Here is a 20,292-nt window from a genome sequence, read left to right on the forward strand (position 1 = left end):
GCCGCCAGTCCGACACGAGGCGACATGAACACCGACATTCGCGCGCTCACCGAACGCGTGCAGCAGGAAAGCAGCTTCGTCGAGGTCCTCAACCAGGAAACCAGCAAGGTCATCGTCGGGCAGCGCTACATGCTGGAGCGCATCCTCATTGGCCTGCTGTGCAACGGACACGTGCTGCTGGAAGGCGTGCCCGGCCTCGCCAAGACGCTCACGGTGCGCACCGTCGCTGATTCGCTCAGCGCCACCTTCATGCGCATCCAGTTCACCCCGGACCTGCTGCCCGCGGACGTGGTGGGCACCATGATCTACAACCAGCAGGCGGCGAACTTCACCGTCCGCAAGGGCCCCATCTTCGCCAACATCGTGCTCGCGGACGAAATCAACCGCGCCCCGGCGAAGGTGCAATCCGCGCTCCTGGAGGCCATGGCCGAGCGCCAGGTCACCATCGGTGACCAGTCCTTCGGGCTGCCCTCGCCCTTCCTCGTGCTGGCCACGCAGAACCCCATCGAGCAGGAGGGCACCTACCCGCTGCCCGAGGCGCAGGTGGACCGCTTCATGCTCAAGGTGAAGGTGGGCTACCCGACGCGCGACGAAGAGAAGGTCATCATGGACCGGATGTCGGGTGGCTCCTCGCCGCGCGCGCAGCGGGTCATCGACCTGCAGCACCTGGTCCGCGCCCGCGAGCTCGTCCACCACATCTACATGGACGAGAAGGTGAAGGACTACATCCTCAACGTGGTGTTCGCCACGCGTGAGCCCGCCAAGTACGGCCTGAAGGATTTGGCGGACTACATCCAGTTCGGGGCCTCGCCTCGCGCCACCATCGCGCTGGCCCAGGCCGCGCGCGCGCACGCCTTCCTGCGCCACCGCGGCTTCGTCACGCCGGAGGACGTGAAGGCCATTGCCTTCGACGTGCTCCGCCACCGCGTGGCGATGACGTACGAGGCGGAGGCGGAGGACCTCACGCCGGAGAAGATCATCCAGCGCGTGTTCGACCGCGTCGAAGTCCCCTGACCCTCACTCCCAGAGCCCGCCAGGCGCCCCGTGCTTCCCAAGGACCTCATCCGCCGCATCCGCAAGCTGGAGATTCGCACCCGCAAGGTGGTCTCCGACATGCTTGCTGGCCAGTACCACTCGGTCTTCAAGGGCCGGGGCATGGCCTTTTCCGAGGTGCGCCAGTACCAGCCCGGTGACGAGATTCGCATCATCGACTGGAACGTCACCGCGCGCATGGACGAGGCCTACGTCAAGGTCTTCACCGAGGAGCGCGAGCTGACGGTGATGCTGGTGGTGGACGTCTCCGCGTCGAAGGAGTTCGGCTCGCGCGAGCGCACCAAGTCGGAGATCGCCGCGGAGGTCGCGGCGCAGATCGCCTTCAGCGCCATCGCCAACAACGACCGGGTGGGGCTCATCCTCTTCTCGGACCGGGTGGAGAAGGTGGTGCCGCCGCGCAAGGGCCGCACGCACGTGCTGCGGCTGGTGAGCGACATCCTCACGTACCAGCCCGCGGGCAAGGGCACGGACCTGGCGGTGGGGCTCAACTACCTGACGCAGGTGGCGAAGCGGAAGGCGGTGACGTTCCTCGTCTCCGACTTCCAGGCGCGCGACTACGAGAAGCCGCTGAAGCTGGTGGGGCGCAAGCACGACCTGGTGCCCGTCGTCGTGGCGGACCCGCTGGAAGAGGCGTTTCCGCGCCTGGGGCTGGTGGACATGGAGGACCCGGAGACGGGCGAGCGCTTCGTCGTCGACACCAGTGACCCGCGCGTGCGAGGCCGCTTCGCCCGGGCCATGCAGGCCGCGCGTGACGAGCGGCGCAAGCTGTTCAAGAAGCTGGAGCTGGACCACGTGGAGCTGCGCGCGGGCGACGACCACGGCAAGGCGCTCGCGAACTTCTTCCGCGCGCGGGCCCGGAGGATGGCGGCGTGACGCGGCTTCTTCCTCTCCTGATGCTGTGCTGCGCGCTGGCCGCTTCCCCGTCCCGGGCGCAGGCCCCGGCGGCGGACGCGGGCGTCGAACTCGCCAAGCCGGAAGGCATGTCGGTGCGCGTGGCCCCCCAGCAGGTCCGCATTGGCGACCCCTTCGTCTACGAGGTGGTCATCACCCACCCGAAGGACCACCGCTACGAGCTGGCGGTGCCGCAGCAGACGGGCGACTTCGAGTTCCTGGACCAGACGCGCCAGCGCCAGGACGGGCCGGAGTCGGCCACCACGACGTTCCGGGTGCGGATGTCCGCGTTCGCGCTGGGCTCGGTGGAGGTGCCCGCGCTGCCGTTCGACGTGTCCACGCCAGAGGGCCCCAGGCGCTACACCGCCCCCGCGCAGGCGGTGGAGGTGACGTCCACGCTGCCGCCGGACGCGGACGGGCAGGGCGCGGACCTCTTCGACTACAAGCCGCCGGAGGAAGTCCCCATCCGCTCGTGGCGCCTGGTGTTCATCGTGCTGGGCGCGCTGGCCGCGGCGGCGCTCGCGTGGCTGCTGTTCCGGTGGTGGAAGAACCGGCCGAAGCACCAGGTGGTGGTGCCGCGCCTGCCGCTGGATGTGCGCACGCGCAAGGCGCTGGACGCGCTGAAGGCGGAGGACCTGCCGGCGCGTGGCCAGGTGAAGGAGTTCTATTTCCGGCTGTCGGAAATCATCCGAGGCTACCTGGGCGAGCAGTACGCCTTCGAGGCGCTGGAGTGCACCAGCTCCGAGCTGATGGCGTCGCTGCGCCGCATGCACACGCCGGGACTGCCGGAGGACGCGCTGATGCGCTTCGTGTCCGAGTCGGACATGGTGAAGTACGCGCGCGCGGAGGCTTCCGCCGAGTCCTGCCGCGCCTCGCTGACCTTCGGTTACACGCTCATCGACCAGACGTACGTTCCGCCACCGCCGCCCCAGGCTTCTGACAATGCCGCCGCTCCCCGCGTTCAATAACCCCGAGGCGCTCTGGGGGCTGCTGCTCGTGCCGCTGCTGCTCTGGCAGGCATGGCGGGAGCGGCGCACCCGCGCCACGCTGCGCTTCTCCGCGGCGCACGTCTTCCTGCAGGGAGGCCGGGGCTTTCGCGCGTACCTCTTGCCGCTGCTGCCTCTGCTGCGCGTGGCGGCGGTGACGGCCGCGGTGCTCGCCATCGCCCGGCCGCAGGTGCGTGACTCGCGCGTGCGGGACTTGTCGGTGGAAGGCATCGACATCGTGGTGGCGCTCGACCTGTCCACGTCGATGGAGGCCGGTGACTTCCGTCCGCAGAACCGCATGCACGTGGCCAAGGAGGTGCTGAGCGAGTTCATCTCCAACCGCGTGAATGACCGCATTGGCCTGGTGGTGTTCGCGGGCGCGGCCTACACGCAGGCGCCGCTCACGCTGGACTACGGCGTGCTGAAGGAAGTCATCAAGCAGCTCCGCACGCGCGTGCTGGAGGACGGCACGGCCATTGGCGACGCGCTGGCCACCTCGCTCAACCGCCTGCGGGACTCCGAGGCGAAGAGCCGCGTGGTGGTGCTCATCACCGACGGCGACAACAACTCCGGGAAGATTTCGCCCATGGACTCGGCGAACATGGCCCAGGCGCTGAAGGTGCCCATCTACACCATCCTGGTGGGCAAGGGCGGCAAGGTGCCCTTCCCGCAGGGCACGGACCTGTTCGGCAACACCGTGTGGCGCGACACGGAGATTCCCATCAACCCGGAGCTGATGCAGGACATCGCGGACCGGACCGGCGGTGAGTACTACCGCGCCACCGACCCCGAGCAGCTTCGCGAGGGCCTCCAGAAGGTGCTCGACTCGTTGGAGCGCTCGAAGCTGATGGAGGGTGGGGCCAGCGCGACGTACCGCGAGGACTTCCATCCCTTCCTCCTGGCCGCCTTCGGACTCGCCGCGCTGGAGCTGCTCCTGCGCGCCTCCTTCCTGAGGGTCTTCCCGTGACGCCCGTGGAACCCTGGCGCTTCACCGTGCTCGGCTATCAGGCGGGGCTCGCGCAGCCCCTGTTCCTGCTGATGGTGCTCGTGGGCGTGGCCCTGGGCCTGCTCGCGTTGGTGGGGGCGCTGCGGCGCCGCTCGCGCGTCCGCGCGCTGCTGCACGAACGTCACGCGGAGCGCTTCACGCCCGGCGTGTCGGCGTGGCGTCCGGCGACGCAGGGCGGGCTCTACGGCCTGGGCCTGGCGCTCTTCGGCTTCGCGCTGGCGCAGCCGCAGTGTGGCACCAAGAGCGAGCTGACGAAGCGGCGCGGCATCGACGTGGTGGTGGCGCTGGACGCCTCCAAGTCCATGCTGGCGCGCGACGTCCAGCCCAGCCGGTTGGAGCGCGCGAAGCTGGAGCTGTCCACGCTGCTGGACGAGCTGAAGGGGGACCGGGTGGGCCTGGTGGTGTTCGCGGGAGACGCGTTCATCCAGTCCCCGCTCACGTCGGACTACTCGGCGGTGAAGCTGTTCCTGCGCGCGGTGGATCCGGAGGTGATGCCACAGGGTGGCACCAACGTGGGCTCGGCGCTGCGGCTGTCCTGGCAGGTGCTGGAGAACGCGGACCGCGGCTCGAAGGAGCGCGTGGTGGTGCTGCTGTCGGACGGCGAGGACCTGGTCGGCGACGTGTCCGAGGCCACCGAGCAGTTGAAGGACGCGGGCGTGCAGGTGCTGGCGGTGGGCGTGGGCTCCGAGTCCGGTGAGCCCATCCCCGTCTTCGACCGGCGCGGCATGTTCGTGGACTACAAGAAGGACGCGGCGGGGGAGACGGTGATTTCGCGCCTGGACCGGGCGGGCCTGACGGCCGTCGCCGAGGCCACGGGAGGCGCCTTCTATTTCCAGCCGCGCGGCGTGGCCATGTCGCAGGTGGTGGAGCGCATCGACCAGATGCAGAAGAGTGAGCTGGAGAGCCGGGTGACGGTCCGCTACGACGAGCGCTTCCAGTCGTACGCCATCCCGGGGCTGGCCTTGCTGGCGCTGGGCATGATGCTGCGGCCCTCCGCGCGCCGGAGGACGTCGCCATGAGCGGGAAGATGCCGCGCGCGACGAAGTGGCTGGCGTGGGGGATGGCGGCGACGCTGGCGATGCCGTCGCACGTGCTGGCCGCCGGGCCGCTGGAGCGGGACCACCCGCTGGTGGAGCAGGGACGCGAGGCGTACACGGCCGGCCGCTTCGACGAAGCGCTCGCCGCGTTCGAGGCCGCGAAGAAGGAGCGCCCCAACGACGTGGTGGTGGACTTCAACCGCGCGGACGCGCTGGCGAAGCTGGGGCGCATCGACGACGCGAAGGCGCTCTTCCACACGGTGACGGAGTCCAACCGCGCCGACCTGCGCCAGAAGGCCTGGTACAACCTGGGCAACCTGCACGCGACGACGGGGGACCGGCAGGAGGCGCTGAAGGCCTACCGGCGCGCGCTCACCCTGGACCCGCAGGACATGCAGGCCCGCCACAACTACGAGGTGGTGCTGCGCAACCTCCCGCCGCCGCAGGACGGTGGCCAGGATGGCGGCACGGACGGCGGCGACGACGGCGGCAGTGATGGTGGCCGTCCGGACGCGGGCGAGGATGGCGGCACGAAGGGTGATGGTGGCACGCCGCAGGACAGCGGCACCGACGGCGGCGCGGACGGTGGTGAGGACGGCGGCGCGGACGGTGGCGCCAGCGATGGTGGCGAGGACGGCGGCGCGGACGGTGGGGACGGAGATGGGGGCTCGGACGCCGGCTCGGATGGGGGCGCGGACGGTGGGGACCAGGGTCCGCCGGACAAGGGCGATGGCGGCGCGGACGGCGGCGCGGATGGTGGACAGGACGACGGAGAGGGTGAGCCGCAGGACGGTGGCAGTGACGGCGGCACCGCGGGAGAAGAAGACTCGGAGGCCTCCGAGGCCGACGGGGGCTCCAGCCAGTCGGACCTGGACCGGCAGGAGGCGGAGCGCCTCCTGGATGCGATGAAGCAGAACGAGAAGAACCTCCAGCTCTGGCGGTTCCAGCAGAAGAAGAAGCAGAGGAAGCCGAATGAGAAGGACTGGTAGCGCCCTCGGCGTGGTGTTCGCCGTGTTCGCCCTGCTGGCCACCGCGCCGGCGTGGGCGGCCTCGGGTGACCTCGATTTCTACCAGACGGTGGACCGCGAGGAGGTGGGCACCGAGGACACCTTCCGCCTGACGGTGGTGGTGGTGGACGCGCCATCCAACGCCCAGGTGAAGGTGCCGGAGTCGGACGACTTCGCCATCCTCTCCAGCTCGCGCAGCAGCCAGCGCTCCATCTCCTTGTCCGGCGGCGGCCCCGCGGTCATCCAGGATGTCACCCGGCAAGTGCTGACGATGCAGGCCAGGCGCGCGGGCCGGCTCAAGATTCCGCCGTCGCAAATCACGGTGAATGGGAAGACGTACCGCACGCAGCCGGTGGAGCTGACGGTGAGGGAGGGCCGCGTGGGCGGACCTCCCGCCTCGGCGCAGTCGGGCCGGGGGCGGCAGCCGGACCCCTTCAGCAGCATGCAGTCGCAGATGCAGCAGATGGAGGAGGCCTTCGGCGACATGATGGAGCCGGACCGGCCCACCATCCCGCGCGGCGACTCCGACTTGTTCCTGCGCGCCAGCCTGGACCGGGACGCCGTGTACGTGGGCGAGCAGGTGACGCTGTCGCTCTACATCTACTCGCGCGTGGACCTGTCCAGCGTGGACGCCGTCACCATGCCCAAGCTGGAGGGCTTCTGGACGGAAGAGGTGGAGAGCCCCACGCAGTTGTCCGGCGAGCAGCGCGTCGTGGATGGCATCCCCTACCGCGCCTACCTGCTGCGCCGCCGCGCCATCTTCCCGGTGAAGTCCGGCACGCTGGCCATCACCCCCGCGGAGGCGGACATCACCACCGGCTTCCTCTTCGCCGGACACCGCGTGCACCGCGTCTCCAACGCGCTCAAGGTGAAGGTGAAGCCGCTGCCGCCGGGCGGGCCGGAGAACCTGCCCAACGCCCACGTGGGGAGCTGGCGGCTGTCCATGGACGTGTCCCAGACGCAGGTGGAGCTGGGGCAGCCCGTCACGGTGAAGGTGACGTTGGAGGGCGTGGGCAACGTGAAGAACGTCACGCCGCCCGTGCTCAAGGGCCCCGCCGCGCTCAAGATTTATGACCCCACCACCTCCGACAAGGTGTCGCAGCAGCGTCACCGCGTGCAGGGCCGGCGGGTGATGGAGTACCTGGTGATGCCGCAGCGCACGGGCAGCTTCACGTTGCCCGCGCTGGAGTTCACCTACTTCGACCCGCGCGCCCGCAAGTACGAGGTGGCGCGCACCGACCCGGTGACGCTCACGGTGGAGGCGGGCGCGGGTGGCGCCTCGTCCCTGGCCGCGGGGACGCAGCAGGGTTCGACGGACGCCGCCAACGAGCAGAAGAACGTGCTCACCGCGGGAGGGCTGCGGCCGGTGCGCTACCAGGCGAAGTTCGCCGCGCCGGGCGTGCCGGTGTGGCAGCGGGGCTTCTTCGTTCCGGCGCTGCTGGCGCCCCTGGGCCTGCTGATGGGCGTGGCGCTGATGGGCGGCGTGCGCGGGCGGCTGGCGCTGCGCACCGAGGCGGGTCGTGGACGTCAGCAGGCGAAGGCCGCGCGCAAGCGTCTGGCGGACGCGGAGAAGCTCCAGTCGGGCGCGAACGTGGGGGCCTTCTACGGCGAAGTGGAGAAGGCGCTGCACGGCTTCCTGGAGGCACGGTTGGGCATGCCCGTGGTGGGCCTCACCCGCGAGGCGCTCGCGGAGCGGCTGACGGCGTCGGGCGCGGACGCGGAGCGGCGCGCCAAGGTGCTCTTCGTGCTGGAGGCGTGTGACTTCGGCCGCTACGGCGGTGGAGGCGACCCGGCCGAACGCCAGAAGGTCATGGATGCCGCCGCGGCGGCCATGGAGGGCTGGGCGTGAGCGGCTACTACACGCCGGAAGAGGCGCAGGACATCTTCCTCAAGGCCAATGAGGCCTACGCGCGCGAGGACTACGCGGCGGCGAAGGAGGGCTACGAGAAGCTCCTGTCCAACGGCCAGGGCGGACCGGACGTCCTCTACAACCTGGGCACCACGCACCTGGCGCAGGGAGACCTGGGCCGCGCGGTGCTCGCGCTCGAGCAGGCCCGGAAGGCGGGCGGCGTCGCGCCGGACCTGGAGGCCAACCTGGCCGTGGCGCGCGCGCGGCAGGTGGACAAGGTGGTGGGCGCCACCGCGGAGGACGCCTTCCTGCCCCGGCTGGCGGCGGCCACGGATGGGCCGGTGGTGGCGTGGACCTTCCTGGGCACGTGGGTGGCGGCCTTCGTCCTCGTGCTGCTGTGGCGGGTGTTGGCGCCAGGGCGCCGGACGGCCGTGGGCATCCTGGCGGTGTTGCTGTTCGCCATCGCCGTGCCCTCCGGACTGCTGGTGGCCACGCACGCCTACGTGGGCGCCACCGTGCACGAGGCGGTGGTGCTGGCGCCCACGCTGGTGGCGCGCGAGCTGCCCCAGGCCGGCGCCCGCTCCATCTTCGAGGTGCACGCGGGCCTCAAGGTCCGGCTGCTCGAGGAGACGGGCCGCTTCGTCCGCATCCGGCTGCCCAACGGCCTGGAGGGTTGGGCCGAGCGGGACGGCGTGGCGGAAATCTGAACCGTCGCGCACGCAGGCGCGGAAGCCTGGAAGTTCCCGCCATCCGGCGAGTAGACTCGTTCCGGAGGGATGGCGGGTATTGCCAGGAGGTCGTGGCCCTGTGTTTTCGGTCGAGGCGCTCGTTGGCAAGAACCGGCTGGTGATTCGCCTCTGGGGCGTCGTCACCGAAGCGGAGGCGCTCCAGATTGGCGACGCGGCCCTGGCTGCGTTGGAGCGGCTCCGGCCCGGCTTGGACATCCTCTCTGACTTGCATGGCGTGACGGGGCTGCCGGAGTCGAGCTCCGGGCAGTTCGACCGCGTCGTCGAAGCGGCGCGCGTCCGGGGTTTCCGCCGGGTGGTGCGCGTGGTGGGGCACTCCGTCGCGGCGGCCGTCCGGTTCCAGCAAAGCAGCCGCCGCGTGGGACACGAGGCCTACCTCGCCTTCTCCCTGGAGGAGGCGGAGCGCCTGTTGGACAACCCCTGGCCTTGAGCCGCGCTCGCGGCCCGGTCAGCTCCCGCGGCCCATGAGGCGGGCGAGGAGTCCGCGTTTGGCTTCCTTGGGCTCGCCGCCCGCCGCGGCCGCCAGGCCCGTCACCTTGAGCAGGTTCTGCTGGAAGACGGGGTGGTTCGGCTCCAGGGCCACGGCGCGCTCCAGGAGCTCGACGGCGCGCCGGTAGTCCTTGCGTTGGTGGACGAGGATGAGGGCCAGCTTGCTGTAGAGCACCGCGGCCTCGGGCACCCGGGCGATGGCGCGCGTGAGCACGTCGATGGCCCGGTCCACCTGGCCGTCACGCTCCAGCCGGACGGCGCGCTGGAGGAAGTCCTCGGCCGAGCCGGGCTCGATGCCTGGCCGCCGCACGGGTGGGGGCGCCCGAGGTGGCGCCGGGGGCGGGGAGGGCGCCGGAGCGCGAAAGGCCGCCATGGGCCGCGCGGGCGGCTCCTCGTCGCCGAGCGCCATGGGCTCCGGCATGAGGAACTCCTGGCCATCCAGCACGGGCAGCTCCTCCGTCATCGTGCGCATGGCGGGCGCGCCGGGCAGGCGGTGAAGCTCCACCACGCCTCGCTCCAGCAGCGCCTTCAAGACGACCTTCACCTCGATTTCAGGCAGCCGGGCCGCGCGGGCCAGCTCGGGCACGGCGTGGTCCCCGTCGATGAAGGAGGCGATGTGGGCCTCGAACGGGTGGAGGGGCTGCAGCGCGGCGTCCAGCCCGGCGCGCAGGTGCGGCACCGTGTGCGCGTCCATGGGCACCGTGAAGCGGGCCGTGGCCAAATCATGCGGTGTGGCCTGCTGCGGCGGCGGTCGGGGGATTTCCAAGGTGCGGGTGCGCTGGGGCGGCGACAGCAGGGCACGGACGATGGTCGGCTCCGTGATGACGTATTCCCCGCTGGCCTGCTGCGGATCCAAGAGCAGGCCGCACTGCGTGCACTGGAAGTCGTTGCCGCCCACCGGCGACTGGCACTCTGGACATACAAGTTTAGCGGCCATTACCGGTTCATCATAATCGCCGCGCCGTCGCCGCGCTGGAGGGGTCCATGGCCACCCCGGCGACCCTCCCGGGTTGAGCGAAAGGGAGGCATCCAGTCCAGGTCCGGCTTACGTAAACAAGGAGACGGGGGCACTGCACAATCCGTTGCATCCCCGCTGGTGCAGTCCAGCCCCGGAGGGCTATACCGCGCGCGGCGGGTGACATTGGCATCGTTCGCAGTGGCTTCGTGTCCGGAGACCCATGGCTGGCAATTCCCAGGCACCCTTCCACATCCTCCTCGTCGAGGATGAGCCGGTCATCCGGGAGTTGGTGCGTTCCATGCTGAGCGACGGCACCGTCGAGGTGGTGTGCGCCGCCACGGGGCTGGAGGGCCTGAAGCTGGCCAAGAGCCGGTCGTTCCAGCTCATCCTGATGGACGTGGTGTTGCCGCAGCTCGACGGCATCTCCGTGTGCCGCATCCTCAAGAGCGACGCGGCCACCGCCGGGGTGCCCCTGTACATGCTCACGGCGAAGGCGAAGCGCTCCGACATGGAGAGCGCCACCCAGGCCGGGGCGGACGGCTACATCCACAAGCCCTTCCGGGGCGCCGAGCTGATGTCGCTGGTGGAGCGGCTCCGGGAAGCCGCGCCGAAGTCCGAGCTCCCCTGAGCCCGGGCGGGCTTCAGGGCAGGCGCGGGTGGAGGTAGCGGGCCAGGGCGATGAGGTCGTCCCAGTCCAGCTCTCCGAACTCCAGCGCCACGCCGTCCACTTCACGGCGGCGAATGTGGCAGGTGGTGACGATTTCCCGGTCGCCGGGCAGCGGCACCGCGATGGTGAGCTGCCGGGTGGTGTCCGACGGGTGGGCCATCAGGAACAGGCCCGCCATGGACACGTCTCGGGCGCGAGCCTCCACCGAGCGGCCCTTGAGGAGCACCTTCACCGGCAGGTTGGCGTCGACGCGCGGGTGAAAGCGCTCAGCAATCTGGGGGCCGCCATCGGTCGTCCGCACCGGGGTTTCTCCTCTTCTCCACACAACAGGGTGCAACAACTCTGAGGCACTCTGCGCCGGACGCAAGTTTCCAGCCCGCGCGCCGTCCAGCCTGCTGGACGCGGCTCCCGGGCCGTGGAGCGCGCCAGGGGACTGGCCGCCGTCCAGGTGCTTGGGATTGCTGGGGTTTCCCGCTGGCACGGCCGCTGAAACAGGGCCGGGCAACTCGCCGCAGGAGGCTGCCCGTGTCCAATGACAGTCGGATTCCGACCCTGACCATCACCCAGACCGTCCCGAGACAGACGCCACACAACGACTTCGGCACGCTGCTGGCGCGCGCGGCGAACGAGGTGGTGCGCTCGGGCGCGGGCCTGGTGGGGGGCATGATTCCGGCGGGGCCCATCGTCAGCGCGGCCATCTCCAGCACGAAGACGGTGGTGTCGGCGGTGGCGCCGAAGGCACACGCGGGCGGGATGCCCGCCGCCGCGGACACGGGAGGCACGTCGGGCGCGGGCGCGGGCAATCAGGAGGCGTGGGACCTGTACGAGGCCCAGAAGATGCTCGCCGCCGAGGGCCAGAAGTTCAACATGGCCTACCTGAGCCTCCAGAACGAGATGCAGAAGGAGAGCCGCGAGCACAACGCGGTCTCCAACATCATGAAGGTCCGCCACGACTCCGCGAAGGCGGCCATCAACAACATCCGCTGAGGAGCCACGCGAGCCATGACCATGGACACGTTGGGACCGGTGGGTGGCGCGGGCGCGTCGCCCGCGGTGGAGCCGAGCCGGGAGCGGTTCAGCAAGGTGCTGGACGAGGTGCAGGGGCCGGCGAAGGGCGCCGGGATTCCGGTGTCGACGGAGGGGCCCGCCAAGTCCGCGTCCACGTCGGTGCCACGCGGCGTGGCGCGGGCGGATGGGGTGGGGCCCGCGGCGCCGGGCTGCGCGGAGGCGAAGCCCCGCTCACATGTGGACTCGGTGCAGGCGGCTCGCGAGCAGCAGGCCGCGCAGGTGCTGGACCGCGTGGGGCAGGCGCAGAAGCGGTTGGACCACATCCTCCAGTTGGCGCAGTCCGGCCGCAGTTTCTCCGCCGCGGAGTTGCTGGCGCTGCAGGCCCACGTCTACCGGGCGAGCCAGGAGCTCGACCTCGCCGGCAAGGTCGTCGAGAAGGCGACCGGCGGCGTCAAGCAGGTCCTCCAGACCCAGGTTTGAGGAGCACTCGATGCATTCGTCTCTTCGTCGCTGTCTTCCGCTGCTCCTGTGCCTGGGCCTCACCGCGTGCCGGGAGCGCATCCAGCACGGCCTGGATGAGCGGCAAGCCAATGAACTTCAATCCGTGCTCGTCGAGCGAGGGCTCGATGCGCGCAAGGTGCCGGAGGCGGGCAAGAAGCCCTCCTGGTCCATCGAGGTCTCCGATGAGCAGGCCTCGGACGCGGTGCGCATCCTGGCCGAGCTGGGGCTGCCTCGGCCCCAGGAGGAGGTGGGCTGCGACGTCTTCGGTGGTGGCGGGTTGGTGCGCACGCCGGTGGAGGAGAGCGTCTGCCGGGTGCGGGTGCTGGAGCGGGGGCTGGAGAAGACGCTGCAATCCGTCGAAGGCGTCCTGCTGGCGCGCGTCCATCTGGTGGTTCCACCGCCTCCTCGTGTGGGGCAGGCGCCGGGGCCGTCGAAGGCGTCCGCCATGCTTCGGGTCTCCCAGGGCAGTGCTTCCCGGGTGCGCCAGTCCTCCGAGACGTTGAAGGTGCTGCTCGCGGGGGGCGTGGAAGGCCTGGCTCCTGATGCCGTGTCGTTGCTGGTGGACGAGGTGTCCACGCGGGTGGAGGTTCCCGCGGGGAGCGGCGTGTCACCCCTGACGCGGCTTCGGGCTCTGCTCGCGGTGCTGGGATTGATGGTGACGGGGCTGGCGGTGGTGTTGGTGCTGGTGACGCTGCGGATGCGCCACTACCGCGACCGGACGGTGGCTCCGGCTGCGCCCGCGCGACCGGTGTTGTCGCCGGGGCCGGCGCGCAAGGTGGCGTGAGTCTCCCGTGGAGCGTGCAAGAATGGATGCGACACGCGTGGGGCGAAAGCCCCGCTTGGACAGGGGCTCCGCCTCCGCCCGGGCTGAAGCGCCGACGGAGGAAGTGCCCCTGCTGTCGAGCTCGTTGCCTCTTTTCCGGGCTGAAGCGCCGACGGAGGAAGTGCGCCTGCTGTCGAGCTCGTTGCCTCTTTTCCGGGCTGAAGCGCCGACGGAGGAAGTGCGCCTCTTGGCGAGTCCGTTGCCTTCCTTCCGGGCTGAAGCGCCGACAGAGGAAGTGCCCCTGCTGGCGAGCCCGTTGCCTCCCTTGCCCATGCCCCTGGAGCGCCTTGCTTTGGTGTCCTGGGTGCTGGGGCGGGAGCGGGCGGCGGAGCTGCTGTGTGGACTGGAAGAAGGGGCGGCCACGTCTGCCTCGGAACATCTGCGGAGGCTGGCTACGCTTCCCTCCGCGCAGCGTCAGGCGAAGGTCTCCGTCGAGTTTGGTGAGAGGCCGGACGCCGCCGCGAGGCTGCGCCAGTTGATGAGCGAGGCCCCACCCCTTCTGCGAGCGGAACTCCTCCGGCGTCTTCCGCCGTACCACCGGACGCTGTTCCCCTCGGAGCCGCGAGGCACTCCCCGTCAGGACGTGTCTCCCGCACTGGGCACCCTGGCGGAACGTCTCATTCGCGAGGCGACGCGCTGACTTGAAGGGGGCCGTCCCGGCCCTCGCACCCGGTGTCCCGTCTGGGGATGCCGCGCCCTCCCAAACCCGCGACTCCACGAGCCTGGCCCCTGGCGGGGGCCCTGCACGGGTGGGGTGCGTCTCGATGCAGCGCCGGAGTGATGGATGAACACCCGTATCGAAAAACCGTTGTCTCGAAAGGCGCGCCCCCTGCGCAGGCTGGGCACGCGGCGGCTGACGCGAGCGCACCTCGTGCTCGCCGAGCGCCCCCAGGCCGCGGCCCTTGGAAGGCAGGCCCTTGTCTCGATGGCGGAGGCGTTGACTCGCGAGCTGGGCTGCCCGGTGAGCGTGGAGGCCCGCCTGCTGGAGTCGGTCATCGCGCCCATGGAGGGCCTCTCCGAGCCCGCGATTTTCGCGATGCTGGAGCTGTCGGCGGTGGGGGGCACCGCCGTGCTGGAGCTGGAGCCCGCGCTCGCCTTCGCGGGGTTGGAGCGCATCGCCGGGTCGGGACAGCGCCCCGGTGTCGTCACGGAGTTGGCCCGGTTGGAGGAGGCGACGCTGGCCTATCTCCTGTTGGTGGCGCTCTCCGCGGTGCGCGCCTCGGGGGAAGCCCACGCGCGGCTCGGCCCCCGGCTCGCGGGCGTGACGATGCGCAGGGCGGACGTGCTCGCGCGGTTGGAGTCGCGTCAGTCCCTGGTGGGCATCGAGGTGTCGATGTCTCTGGGAGAGGTCCACGCGGGGGCGCGACTGTTGTTGCCCGCGCAAGTGGTCCAAACGGTGTTTCAGGCCCTGCCCGTGGAGCGGGCTCCGGACATCGCGCCGGAGGTGTTGGCCGCCGCGTTGGAGGCCCGGTGCCTGGTGGGCCAGACGCCGCTGGCCGCGACCGCGCTGGATGCGCTCGTGGAGGGTGACGTCGTTGTTTTCGAAGGTGTGCGGACGCAGGTGGACCGGCTCTTGGGGCCTGGTCGCCTGGTGACGCGTGGCTTCGCGCTCTCGGGCGTGTTCGACGCCGACGGTTTTTCGCTGACTCGCGCGCAGGGGCGCGCGCTTCCCCAGGAGTTGGACATGGCTGCAGTGAACAAGCCGGAGGACGGAATGCCTCCGCTTCCCGTGGACGTGGAAATCGAGCTGACGCGGGTGATGATTCCCTTGTCGGAGCTCGCGGCGCTCAAGCCGGGCGCGTTGCTCCCCCTGCACATCAACGCCAGCGAACCGGTGTTGCTGCGGGTGGGGGACCGTGCCGTGGCCCGCGCTGAGTTGGTGGAAATCGAGGGCGAGGTCGGCGCCCGTGTCCTGGCGCTGCTGCCGTGAGTCCTCTCATGAATGCACGGCGGTGGAGGGGAACGCCTCGCTCGCGGCTGATGGTGGCGGGGGCATTGCTCCTCGGGCTGGCCGTCATGGGCCCGGTGGCGGGTGTGTCCTCGGTGGCCGCGGCGCGGTGGATGCTGGGCGCGGTGGCGCTGGCGGCGCTGGGCTGGTGGTTGCACCGGCGAGGGGGCGCTGTTCCGGGCGCCGTGGCGGAGCCCCGGTTGAACGTCGTGTCTCGGGCTGGGTTGTCTCAGCGGTGTGGCCTGGCGCTCGTCGAGGTGGACGGGCGGAGCTACCTGGTGGCCTTCGGTGATGCGTTCGCGGAGATTCGTGAGACGCCTTCGCGCAGGTCCGAGTTTGGTCAGGTGCTCGCGCAGGCCCGGCGTCCCATGCCGAAGCCGCGCAAGGTGCGTGGGCGGAGGGTGACGCCATGACGCGTGGACTGCTGGGCGCGGGCCTGCTGGTTCCGGCGGCGGCCTCCGCGGCGGAGTCCTCGCTGGCGAAGATGTCCTACGCGGGCAGCCCTCTGTCGATGATGGGCATGCTCGCGTTGATGTCGCTGCTGCCGTTCGCGGTGTTGATGCTGACGAGCTTCTCGAAGATCGCCGTCGTGTTGTCGCTGGCGCGCTCGGCCATGGGGACGCAGCAGGCACCGCCGACGGTGGTGCTGACGGGCCTGGCGGCGGTGCTCACGGGGCACATCATGGCGCCGGTGATGGAGCGCATGTACGACGCGGGACAGGTGGCCTATGCGCAGGTGGCCTCGGGCTCCGGCGCGGAGATGCTCGCCGCCGCGTCCCGTGTGTCGGAACCGCTGCGGTCCTTCCTGGTCAAGCATGGGAGCGCCGAGGAGCGCGCGCGCTTCGTGGACCTGGCGCGCGAGCTGCGGCCCGAGGAGGAGATGGCGTTGGTGCGGGAGACGGACCTCTTCGTCGTCATTCCGGCGTTCGTCATCACCGAGTTGAAGGAGGCCTTCCAGATTGGCTTCCTCGTCTTCCTCCCGTTCCTGGTGCTGGACATGGTGATTGCCAACGTGCTGCTCGCGTTGGGGATGCAGACGCTGTCACCGAGCCAGGTGAGCCTGCCCTTCAAGATTCTTCTCTTCGTCGCCGTGGATGGATGGTCGCTGCTCGCGCGCGGCCTCATCCTTGGCTACCGGTGATGCGATGACCCAGGATGTCCTGCTCACCCTGGGGCGAGAGGCCCTGCTGTTGATGGTCCTGGCCTCGCTGCCGCCCATTGGCGCGAGCCTCGTGGTGGGCTTCCTGTCGAGCCTGTTCCAGGCGACCACGCAGCTTCAGGAGCCCACGCTGTCGGTGGTTCCCAAGCTCTGCGCCGCCGTGCTGGCGCTGGTGGTCGCCGGTCCCTGGATTGCCGCGCAGCTCATGCGCTTCACCCACCAGCTCCTGCTGCTCATCGCCGAGGTCGTGGCATGAACCTGGAGTCGCTCCGCGCCTGGCTCGAGTCATTGGGCCCGGACGTCGTCGTGGTGGCGTTGTGCTCCGCGCGGCTGTTGCCCATCGCCTTCCTGTGTCCGCTCCTGGGAGGGCAGGCCACGCCGACGACGGTGCGTCTGGCGCTGGTCCTCGCGCTGTCGCTCTTTCTTCGCGTGGAGGCGGGAATCACATTGGCGGCACCTGTCGAGTCGACGCTGGCCCTGGCGGGCCTGGTCCTTCGCGAGCTCGTCTATGGCACGTCGGTGGGACTCGTCTCGGCGCTGCCATTCGATGCGGCGCGCATGGGCGGGCGGTTCATCGACCTGCTCCGAGGGACGTCGGCGGAGGCGAGCCTGCCCATGGCGGGGAGCCGGGAGTCCGCTGCGGGCGAGGGGCTCTATCACCTGGTGGTGGCGTTGGTGGTGTCGGGAGGCCTGTGGCCGCTGGTCATCGGTGCCGTGCTGCGAGGTTTTGGGGTGGTTGGGCTCGGAGCCTTCGTCCCGACGGAAGCCGCCACGCTGCACGTCGCGGTGCTGGTGGGCGCGGCCATGGCGACGGGACTGGCGGTCGGCGCGCCCATCGCGGCGGCCGTGCTGACCGTGGACTGCTTCCTGGGGTTGGCCTCGCGGGCGGCGCCGCAGGTGAACCTCCAGGAGGTGGGCGCGCCCCTGAAGATTCTGGGGGGCGGGGCCGTGCTGTGGCTCGGGACTGGTGTGCTCTGTGAGCGGCTGTTGGCGGGAGTGCTGTCGGTGGAAGGGGCGCTGTCGGTGCTGGGGGAGGTGGCGCAGTGAGCGGGGAGAAGACGGAGAAGCCCAGTGCGAAGCGCCTGCGCGAGGCGCGGCGGAAGGGGCAGATTCCCCGCAGCCGCATGCTGACCTCCAGCGCGGTGACGGCGGGTGGATTGTTGGGCCTCTCGATGACGGCGCCCGAGGGATTCGAGCGGCTCAAGACCTGGACGGAACGCCTCTTCCTTCACCCGCAGGACATGAGCACCTGGCACGAAGGGCTTTGGGTGAGCGCGTACCTGTGCGTTCCGGTGTTGGGAGGCGCGCTCGTCGCGGCGCTGGTGGTGTCGGTCGCCACGGTGGGCTTCGACGCGAACCTCGAGCACGTCCAGCCCAAGCTGGAGCGCATCAGCATCGCCGCGGGCGCGACGCGGCTGTTCAGTTGGCGGCCCTGGGTGGATATGGCCAAGGCCCTGCTCGTGCTCGCTCTGGTGGGCGTGTTCGTCTGGAGTGAGGTGGAGGAGTCCGGCTCGGACGCCATGGCGTCCGCATGGCACGGCGGTGCGCAGAGCCTGGGCGGCATTCTCACGCATCTCGCGGGGCTCCTGAGCCGGCTGACGTGGCTGATGGTCGTGTTGGGGGTCGGGGACTTCATGCTGGCCCGGCGGCGGCACATGAAGGACTTGATGATGAGCCGCGAGGAGCTGAAGCGCGAATACAAGGAGAGCGAGGGCGACCCTCGACACAAGGGACAGCGGAAGGCCCTGCACCGTCAGTTGTCGCAGGGAGGCTCGGCACGAGGGGTGCAAAAAGCCACGGCCGTGGTCGTCAATCCCACGCACATCGCGGTCGCGCTTCGTTACGACGCCGAGGAATGTGAGGCCCCCTACCTGGTCTCGAAGGCCCAGGAGGGGGATGCGCTCGCCATGAAGGAGCAGGCACGCCGGCTCGGGATTCCGGTGGTGCGTGACATCCCCCTGGCGCGCAGCCTCATTCACTACGACGTGGGCGAACCCATTCCGGAGGAGCTGTACCAGGCGGCCGCGGTCGTCCTGCGCACGGCGATGGAAGCACGGGAGTTGGACGGCCATCCACGGAGACAGACGTCATGATTCCCCTCGTAAAGGTTTTGCTGAAGGCGCGGAAGTCCTCGGACGTGGTGCTCGCGGTGGCCATGGCCGCGGTGTTGGGGGCGCTCATCATTCCCCTTCCGGCATGGCTGCTGGACGCGGGGCTCGCCATCAACCTCGCTGCCTCGGTGGCCTTGTTGGTGGCGGCACTTCGGGCCAAGGACGCCCTGAAGGTGACGTCGTTTCCCACGCTGCTGTTGTTCACCACGTTGTTCCGGCTGTCGCTCAACGTGTCCTCCACGCGGCTCGCGCTGGCGGAAGGACACGCGGGAGAGGTCATCCAGGCGTTCGGTGAGTTCGTCGTCCGGGGCGACTACGTGGTCGGCGCGGTGGTGTTCGCCATCCTGACGCTGGTGCAGTTGCTGGTGGTGACCAAGGGGGCGGAGCGGGTGGCGGAGGTCTCCGCTCGCTTCACGCTGGACGCGATGCCGGGCAAGCAGATGTCCATCGACGCGGACCTGCGTGCGGGCGCCATTGACCAAGCACAAGCCCGTCGGAGGCGCCGCGACCTGGAGCGCGAGTCGCAGATGTTTGGTGCCATGGACGGCGCGATGAAGTTCGTGAAGGGGGACGTGATTGCGGGGCTCGTCATCGTCGCGGTGAACCTGCTCGGCGGAACCGTCATTGGCGTGCTGCAAGGCGGCATGTCGCTGTCCGAGGCCGCATCGACCTTCGCGCTCATCGCGATTGGCGACGGACTGGTGTCCCAGGTGCCCTCGTTGTGCATCGCGGTGGCGGCGGGCCTCGTCGTCACGCGGGTCGCCTCGGAGAAGGAGGACGACACGCTGGGGGCGGAGATTGGCGCCCAGTTCTTCGGTGAGTCGCGGACGCTCTGGGTGGTGGCCGGGCTGTGTGTCGCGCTGGCGCTCATGCCGGGGATGCCCCACCTGACGTTCCTGCTGCTGGCAGCGGGGCTGGGGGGGCTGGGCCATGTCCTCAGCGGCCCGGGGCTGCCGAAGGAAGGCGAGACGGAGGGGGCTTCGGCGGAGGGCACGGCTTCCGGACAGGGGAAGACGGGTGCTCCGCCGGAGAGTGCCGCGACGCCGGTGGGCGTCTCCCCGCTGACGCTGGACTTGTCTCCGGACCTGACGGTGCTGGCCGAAGCGGAGGGGGCCACGTTCGTGCACAAGACGTTGAACGGCGTGCGGGACGAGCTGTTCTTCGAGTTGGGCGTCCGGGTTCCCGGCATCCGTGTGCGCACGCAGGCCGCGTATCTGTCGTCCGGTGAGTATCGCCTCCTGGTGGACGAGGTCCCCGCGGGTGGGGGGCAGGTCGTCCCCGGGGCGCTCTACGCCTTGGTGCCTCCGGAGGAACTCGCCTTCCTCCAGGTCCAGGCCGAGGCCGCGACGGAGCCCGCGAGCGGGAAGGTCATCAGCCGCATCGCGGAGTCGGGGCGGGCCCTGTTGGAAACGGCGCAGGTGCCCGTGCGGCTCCCGGGCGAGTTGCTCGCGGACCATGTTCGCGCCGTGTTGCGCCTCCGTGCCGCGGACCTGCTCGGGCTCCAGGACGTCCAGGGGCTGCTGGAAGGCTTGGAGGCACAGTCGCCCGTGCTCGTGAAGGAGGCGCTCCAGAAGGTGCCGCTGCCGCTGCTGACGGACGTCCTGCGGAAGCTGCTGCAGGAAGGCGTCAGCATCCGCGACCTGCGCGCCATCCTGGAGGCGCTCGTGTCTCCCACGACGGAGGGGGACGCGGTCGCGCTCGCGGAGCGGTGCCGACAGGCGCTTCGCCGGTACCTCAGCCACAAGTTCGCGCCCACCGGACCGCTGTATGCGTACCTGGTGGATCCGGAAGTGGAGGAGGTGCTTCGGGGCATGGGGCCGCGCGGACTGGCGCCCGATCCGGAGCGGGTGGCGGAAATCCTCGAAGGCGTGCGGCAGGTGGCCCCGGATGGCCGCGCGGTGTTGCTGACGGCGCCGGACGTCCGGAGGCCGCTGCGCAGGTTGTGCGAGGGCGCGTTCCCGGACGTCGCGGTGCTCACCTACGGTGAGCTGGATGGGGCGCTACAGATTCGCCCCATTGGGAGGCTGTCGCCAGTGGCGATGGGGCGCTGAAT

23 protein-coding genes are annotated in these 20,292 nt (G+C 70.2%); 21 read left to right on the top strand and 2 right to left on the bottom strand.

What is annotated here, in order from left to right; translation table 11 throughout:
• Positions 1-24: 24 nt before the first annotated feature.
• The 9 genes from A176_RS06070 (at position 25) to A176_RS06110 (ending at position 9,005) form a co-directional block, all read left to right on the top strand.
• Positions 25-1,014, top strand: coding sequence for an AAA family ATPase (locus A176_RS06070; RefSeq protein WP_002634473.1), 990 nt, complete (start codon positions 25-27; stop codon positions 1,012-1,014).
• A gap of 30 nt (positions 1,015-1,044) precedes the next feature.
• The gene (locus A176_RS06075; RefSeq protein ID WP_002634472.1) at positions 1,045-1,926 is read left to right on the top strand and encodes a DUF58 domain-containing protein; all 882 of its coding nucleotides are present in this window, start codon (positions 1,045-1,047) and stop codon (positions 1,924-1,926) included.
• Positions 1,923-2,912: a BatD family protein gene (locus A176_RS06080; RefSeq protein WP_002634471.1), complete on the top strand. Its 990-nt coding sequence runs from the start codon at positions 1,923-1,925 to the stop codon at positions 2,910-2,912. The genes A176_RS06075 and A176_RS06080 overlap by 4 nt, the downstream gene beginning before the upstream one ends.
• Positions 2,887-3,897 carry a vWA domain-containing protein gene (locus tag A176_RS06085; protein ID WP_002634470.1) on the top strand — a complete coding sequence of 337 codons (1,011 nt, stop codon included), beginning with the start codon at positions 2,887-2,889 and terminating at the stop codon, positions 3,895-3,897. Before A176_RS06080 ends, A176_RS06085 begins: the two co-directional genes overlap by 26 nt.
• Positions 3,894-4,955 (top strand): VWA domain-containing protein, encoded by a 1,062-nt coding sequence (locus A176_RS06090; RefSeq protein ID WP_002634469.1) that lies wholly within the window; start codon positions 3,894-3,896, stop codon positions 4,953-4,955. The genes A176_RS06085 and A176_RS06090 overlap by 4 nt, the downstream gene beginning before the upstream one ends.
• Entirely contained in the window at positions 4,952-5,962 is a 1,011-nt protein-coding gene (locus A176_RS06095; RefSeq protein ID WP_002634468.1) for a tetratricopeptide repeat protein, read from the top strand. The genes A176_RS06090 and A176_RS06095 overlap by 4 nt, the downstream gene beginning before the upstream one ends.
• Positions 5,946-7,829 carry a BatD family protein gene (locus tag A176_RS06100; protein ID WP_044889610.1) on the top strand — a complete coding sequence of 628 codons (1,884 nt, stop codon included), beginning with the start codon at positions 5,946-5,948 and terminating at the stop codon, positions 7,827-7,829. The genes A176_RS06095 and A176_RS06100 overlap by 17 nt, the downstream gene beginning before the upstream one ends.
• Positions 7,826-8,536: an SH3 domain-containing protein gene (locus A176_RS06105; protein WP_002634466.1), complete on the top strand. Its 711-nt coding sequence runs from the start codon at positions 7,826-7,828 to the stop codon at positions 8,534-8,536. Before A176_RS06100 ends, A176_RS06105 begins: the two co-directional genes overlap by 4 nt.
• A 100-nt stretch (positions 8,537-8,636) precedes the next feature.
• Entirely contained in the window at positions 8,637-9,005 is a 369-nt protein-coding gene (locus A176_RS06110; protein WP_002634465.1) for a hypothetical protein, read from the top strand.
• A gap of 18 nt (positions 9,006-9,023) precedes the next feature.
• Here the strand turns inward: A176_RS06110 and A176_RS06115 are convergent, their stop codons facing one another.
• Entirely contained in the window at positions 9,024-10,001 is a 978-nt protein-coding gene (locus tag A176_RS06115) for a tetratricopeptide repeat protein (RefSeq protein WP_002634464.1), read from the bottom strand.
• Between the two features lie 241 nt (positions 10,002-10,242).
• Between A176_RS06115 and A176_RS06120 the strand changes: the two genes are divergently transcribed.
• Positions 10,243-10,650: a response regulator gene (locus tag A176_RS06120; protein ID WP_002634463.1), complete on the top strand. Its 408-nt coding sequence runs from the start codon at positions 10,243-10,245 to the stop codon at positions 10,648-10,650.
• A gap of 13 nt (positions 10,651-10,663) precedes the next feature.
• Here the strand turns inward: A176_RS06120 and A176_RS06125 are convergent, their stop codons facing one another.
• Complete coding sequence (locus A176_RS06125; RefSeq protein ID WP_002634462.1) at positions 10,664-10,990, bottom strand: PilZ domain-containing protein; 327 nt, start codon at positions 10,988-10,990, stop codon at positions 10,664-10,666.
• Between the two features lie 224 nt (positions 10,991-11,214).
• Between A176_RS06125 and A176_RS06130 the strand changes: the two genes are divergently transcribed.
• From A176_RS06130 to A176_RS06180, 11 genes are all read left to right on the top strand, one after another.
• Entirely contained in the window at positions 11,215-11,676 is a 462-nt protein-coding gene (locus A176_RS06130) for a hypothetical protein (protein ID WP_002634461.1), read from the top strand.
• 15 nt (positions 11,677-11,691) lie between these two features.
• Positions 11,692-12,177 (top strand): hypothetical protein, encoded by a 486-nt coding sequence (locus tag A176_RS06135; protein ID WP_002634460.1) that lies wholly within the window; start codon positions 11,692-11,694, stop codon positions 12,175-12,177.
• A 10-nt stretch (positions 12,178-12,187) separates the two neighbouring features.
• On the top strand, positions 12,188-12,982 hold the full coding sequence (locus A176_RS06140) for a flagellar M-ring protein FliF (RefSeq protein WP_002634459.1): 795 nt from the start codon (positions 12,188-12,190) through the stop codon (positions 12,980-12,982).
• A gap of 217 nt (positions 12,983-13,199) precedes the next feature.
• Positions 13,200-13,661 carry a hypothetical protein gene (locus A176_RS06145; protein WP_044889658.1) on the top strand — a complete coding sequence of 154 codons (462 nt, stop codon included), beginning with the start codon at positions 13,200-13,202 and terminating at the stop codon, positions 13,659-13,661.
• A gap of 144 nt (positions 13,662-13,805) precedes the next feature.
• Entirely contained in the window at positions 13,806-14,951 is a 1,146-nt protein-coding gene (gene sctQ / locus A176_RS06150; RefSeq protein WP_002634457.1) for a type III secretion system cytoplasmic ring protein SctQ, read from the top strand.
• Positions 14,952-14,959: 8 nt separating this feature from the next.
• On the top strand, positions 14,960-15,382 hold the full coding sequence (locus tag A176_RS06155) for a flagellar biosynthetic protein FliO (RefSeq protein WP_002634456.1): 423 nt from the start codon (positions 14,960-14,962) through the stop codon (positions 15,380-15,382).
• Positions 15,379-16,110: a type III secretion system export apparatus subunit SctR gene (gene sctR / locus A176_RS06160; protein WP_002634455.1), complete on the top strand. Its 732-nt coding sequence runs from the start codon at positions 15,379-15,381 to the stop codon at positions 16,108-16,110. Before A176_RS06155 ends, sctR begins: the two co-directional genes overlap by 4 nt.
• A 4-nt stretch (positions 16,111-16,114) precedes the next feature.
• Positions 16,115-16,384 carry a flagellar biosynthetic protein FliQ gene (locus A176_RS06165; protein WP_002634454.1) on the top strand — a complete coding sequence of 90 codons (270 nt, stop codon included), beginning with the start codon at positions 16,115-16,117 and terminating at the stop codon, positions 16,382-16,384.
• Complete coding sequence (locus tag A176_RS06170; RefSeq protein ID WP_002634453.1) at positions 16,381-17,175, top strand: EscT/YscT/HrcT family type III secretion system export apparatus protein; 795 nt, start codon at positions 16,381-16,383, stop codon at positions 17,173-17,175. The genes A176_RS06165 and A176_RS06170 overlap by 4 nt, the downstream gene beginning before the upstream one ends.
• Complete coding sequence (locus A176_RS06175) at positions 17,172-18,221, top strand: EscU/YscU/HrcU family type III secretion system export apparatus switch protein (RefSeq protein WP_002634452.1); 1,050 nt, start codon at positions 17,172-17,174, stop codon at positions 18,219-18,221. The genes A176_RS06170 and A176_RS06175 overlap by 4 nt, the downstream gene beginning before the upstream one ends.
• Positions 18,218-20,290: a flagellar biosynthesis protein FlhA gene (locus A176_RS06180; RefSeq protein WP_002634450.1), complete on the top strand. Its 2,073-nt coding sequence runs from the start codon at positions 18,218-18,220 to the stop codon at positions 20,288-20,290. The genes A176_RS06175 and A176_RS06180 overlap by 4 nt, the downstream gene beginning before the upstream one ends.
• Positions 20,291-20,292: the final 2 nt, after the last annotated feature.

This window comes from Myxococcus hansupus, assembly GCF_000280925.3.
GTDB classification, from domain to species: Bacteria; Myxococcota; Myxococcia; order Myxococcales; family Myxococcaceae; genus Myxococcus; species Myxococcus hansupus.

Excerpts from the sequence above, each read along its gene's own strand:
- A176_RS06070 (WP_002634473.1), top strand. The coding sequence starts at position 25 with ATGAACACCGACATTCGCGCGCTCACCGAACGCGTGCAGCAGGAAAGC.
- A176_RS06085 (WP_002634470.1), top strand. The coding sequence starts at position 2,887 with ATGCCGCCGCTCCCCGCGTTCAATAACCCCGAGGCGCTCTGGGGGCTG.
- A176_RS06095 (WP_002634468.1), top strand. The coding sequence starts at position 4,952 with ATGAGCGGGAAGATGCCGCGCGCGACGAAGTGGCTGGCGTGGGGGATG.
- A176_RS06100 (WP_044889610.1), top strand. The coding sequence starts at position 5,946 with ATGAGAAGGACTGGTAGCGCCCTCGGCGTGGTGTTCGCCGTGTTCGCC.
- A176_RS06115 (WP_002634464.1), bottom strand. The coding sequence starts at position 10,001 with ATGGCCGCTAAACTTGTATGTCCAGAGTGCCAGTCGCCGGTGGGCGGC.
- A176_RS06120 (WP_002634463.1), top strand. The coding sequence starts at position 10,243 with ATGGCTGGCAATTCCCAGGCACCCTTCCACATCCTCCTCGTCGAGGAT.
- A176_RS06135 (WP_002634460.1), top strand. The coding sequence starts at position 11,692 with ATGACCATGGACACGTTGGGACCGGTGGGTGGCGCGGGCGCGTCGCCC.
- A176_RS06140 (WP_002634459.1), top strand. The coding sequence starts at position 12,188 with ATGCATTCGTCTCTTCGTCGCTGTCTTCCGCTGCTCCTGTGCCTGGGC.
- sctQ (WP_002634457.1), top strand. The coding sequence starts at position 13,806 with ATGAACACCCGTATCGAAAAACCGTTGTCTCGAAAGGCGCGCCCCCTG.
- A176_RS06155 (WP_002634456.1), top strand. The coding sequence starts at position 14,960 with ATGAATGCACGGCGGTGGAGGGGAACGCCTCGCTCGCGGCTGATGGTG.
- sctR (WP_002634455.1), top strand. The coding sequence starts at position 15,379 with ATGACGCGTGGACTGCTGGGCGCGGGCCTGCTGGTTCCGGCGGCGGCC.
- A176_RS06165 (WP_002634454.1), top strand. The coding sequence starts at position 16,115 with ATGACCCAGGATGTCCTGCTCACCCTGGGGCGAGAGGCCCTGCTGTTG.
- A176_RS06170 (WP_002634453.1), top strand. The coding sequence starts at position 16,381 with ATGAACCTGGAGTCGCTCCGCGCCTGGCTCGAGTCATTGGGCCCGGAC.
- A176_RS06180 (WP_002634450.1), top strand. The coding sequence starts at position 18,218 with ATGATTCCCCTCGTAAAGGTTTTGCTGAAGGCGCGGAAGTCCTCGGAC.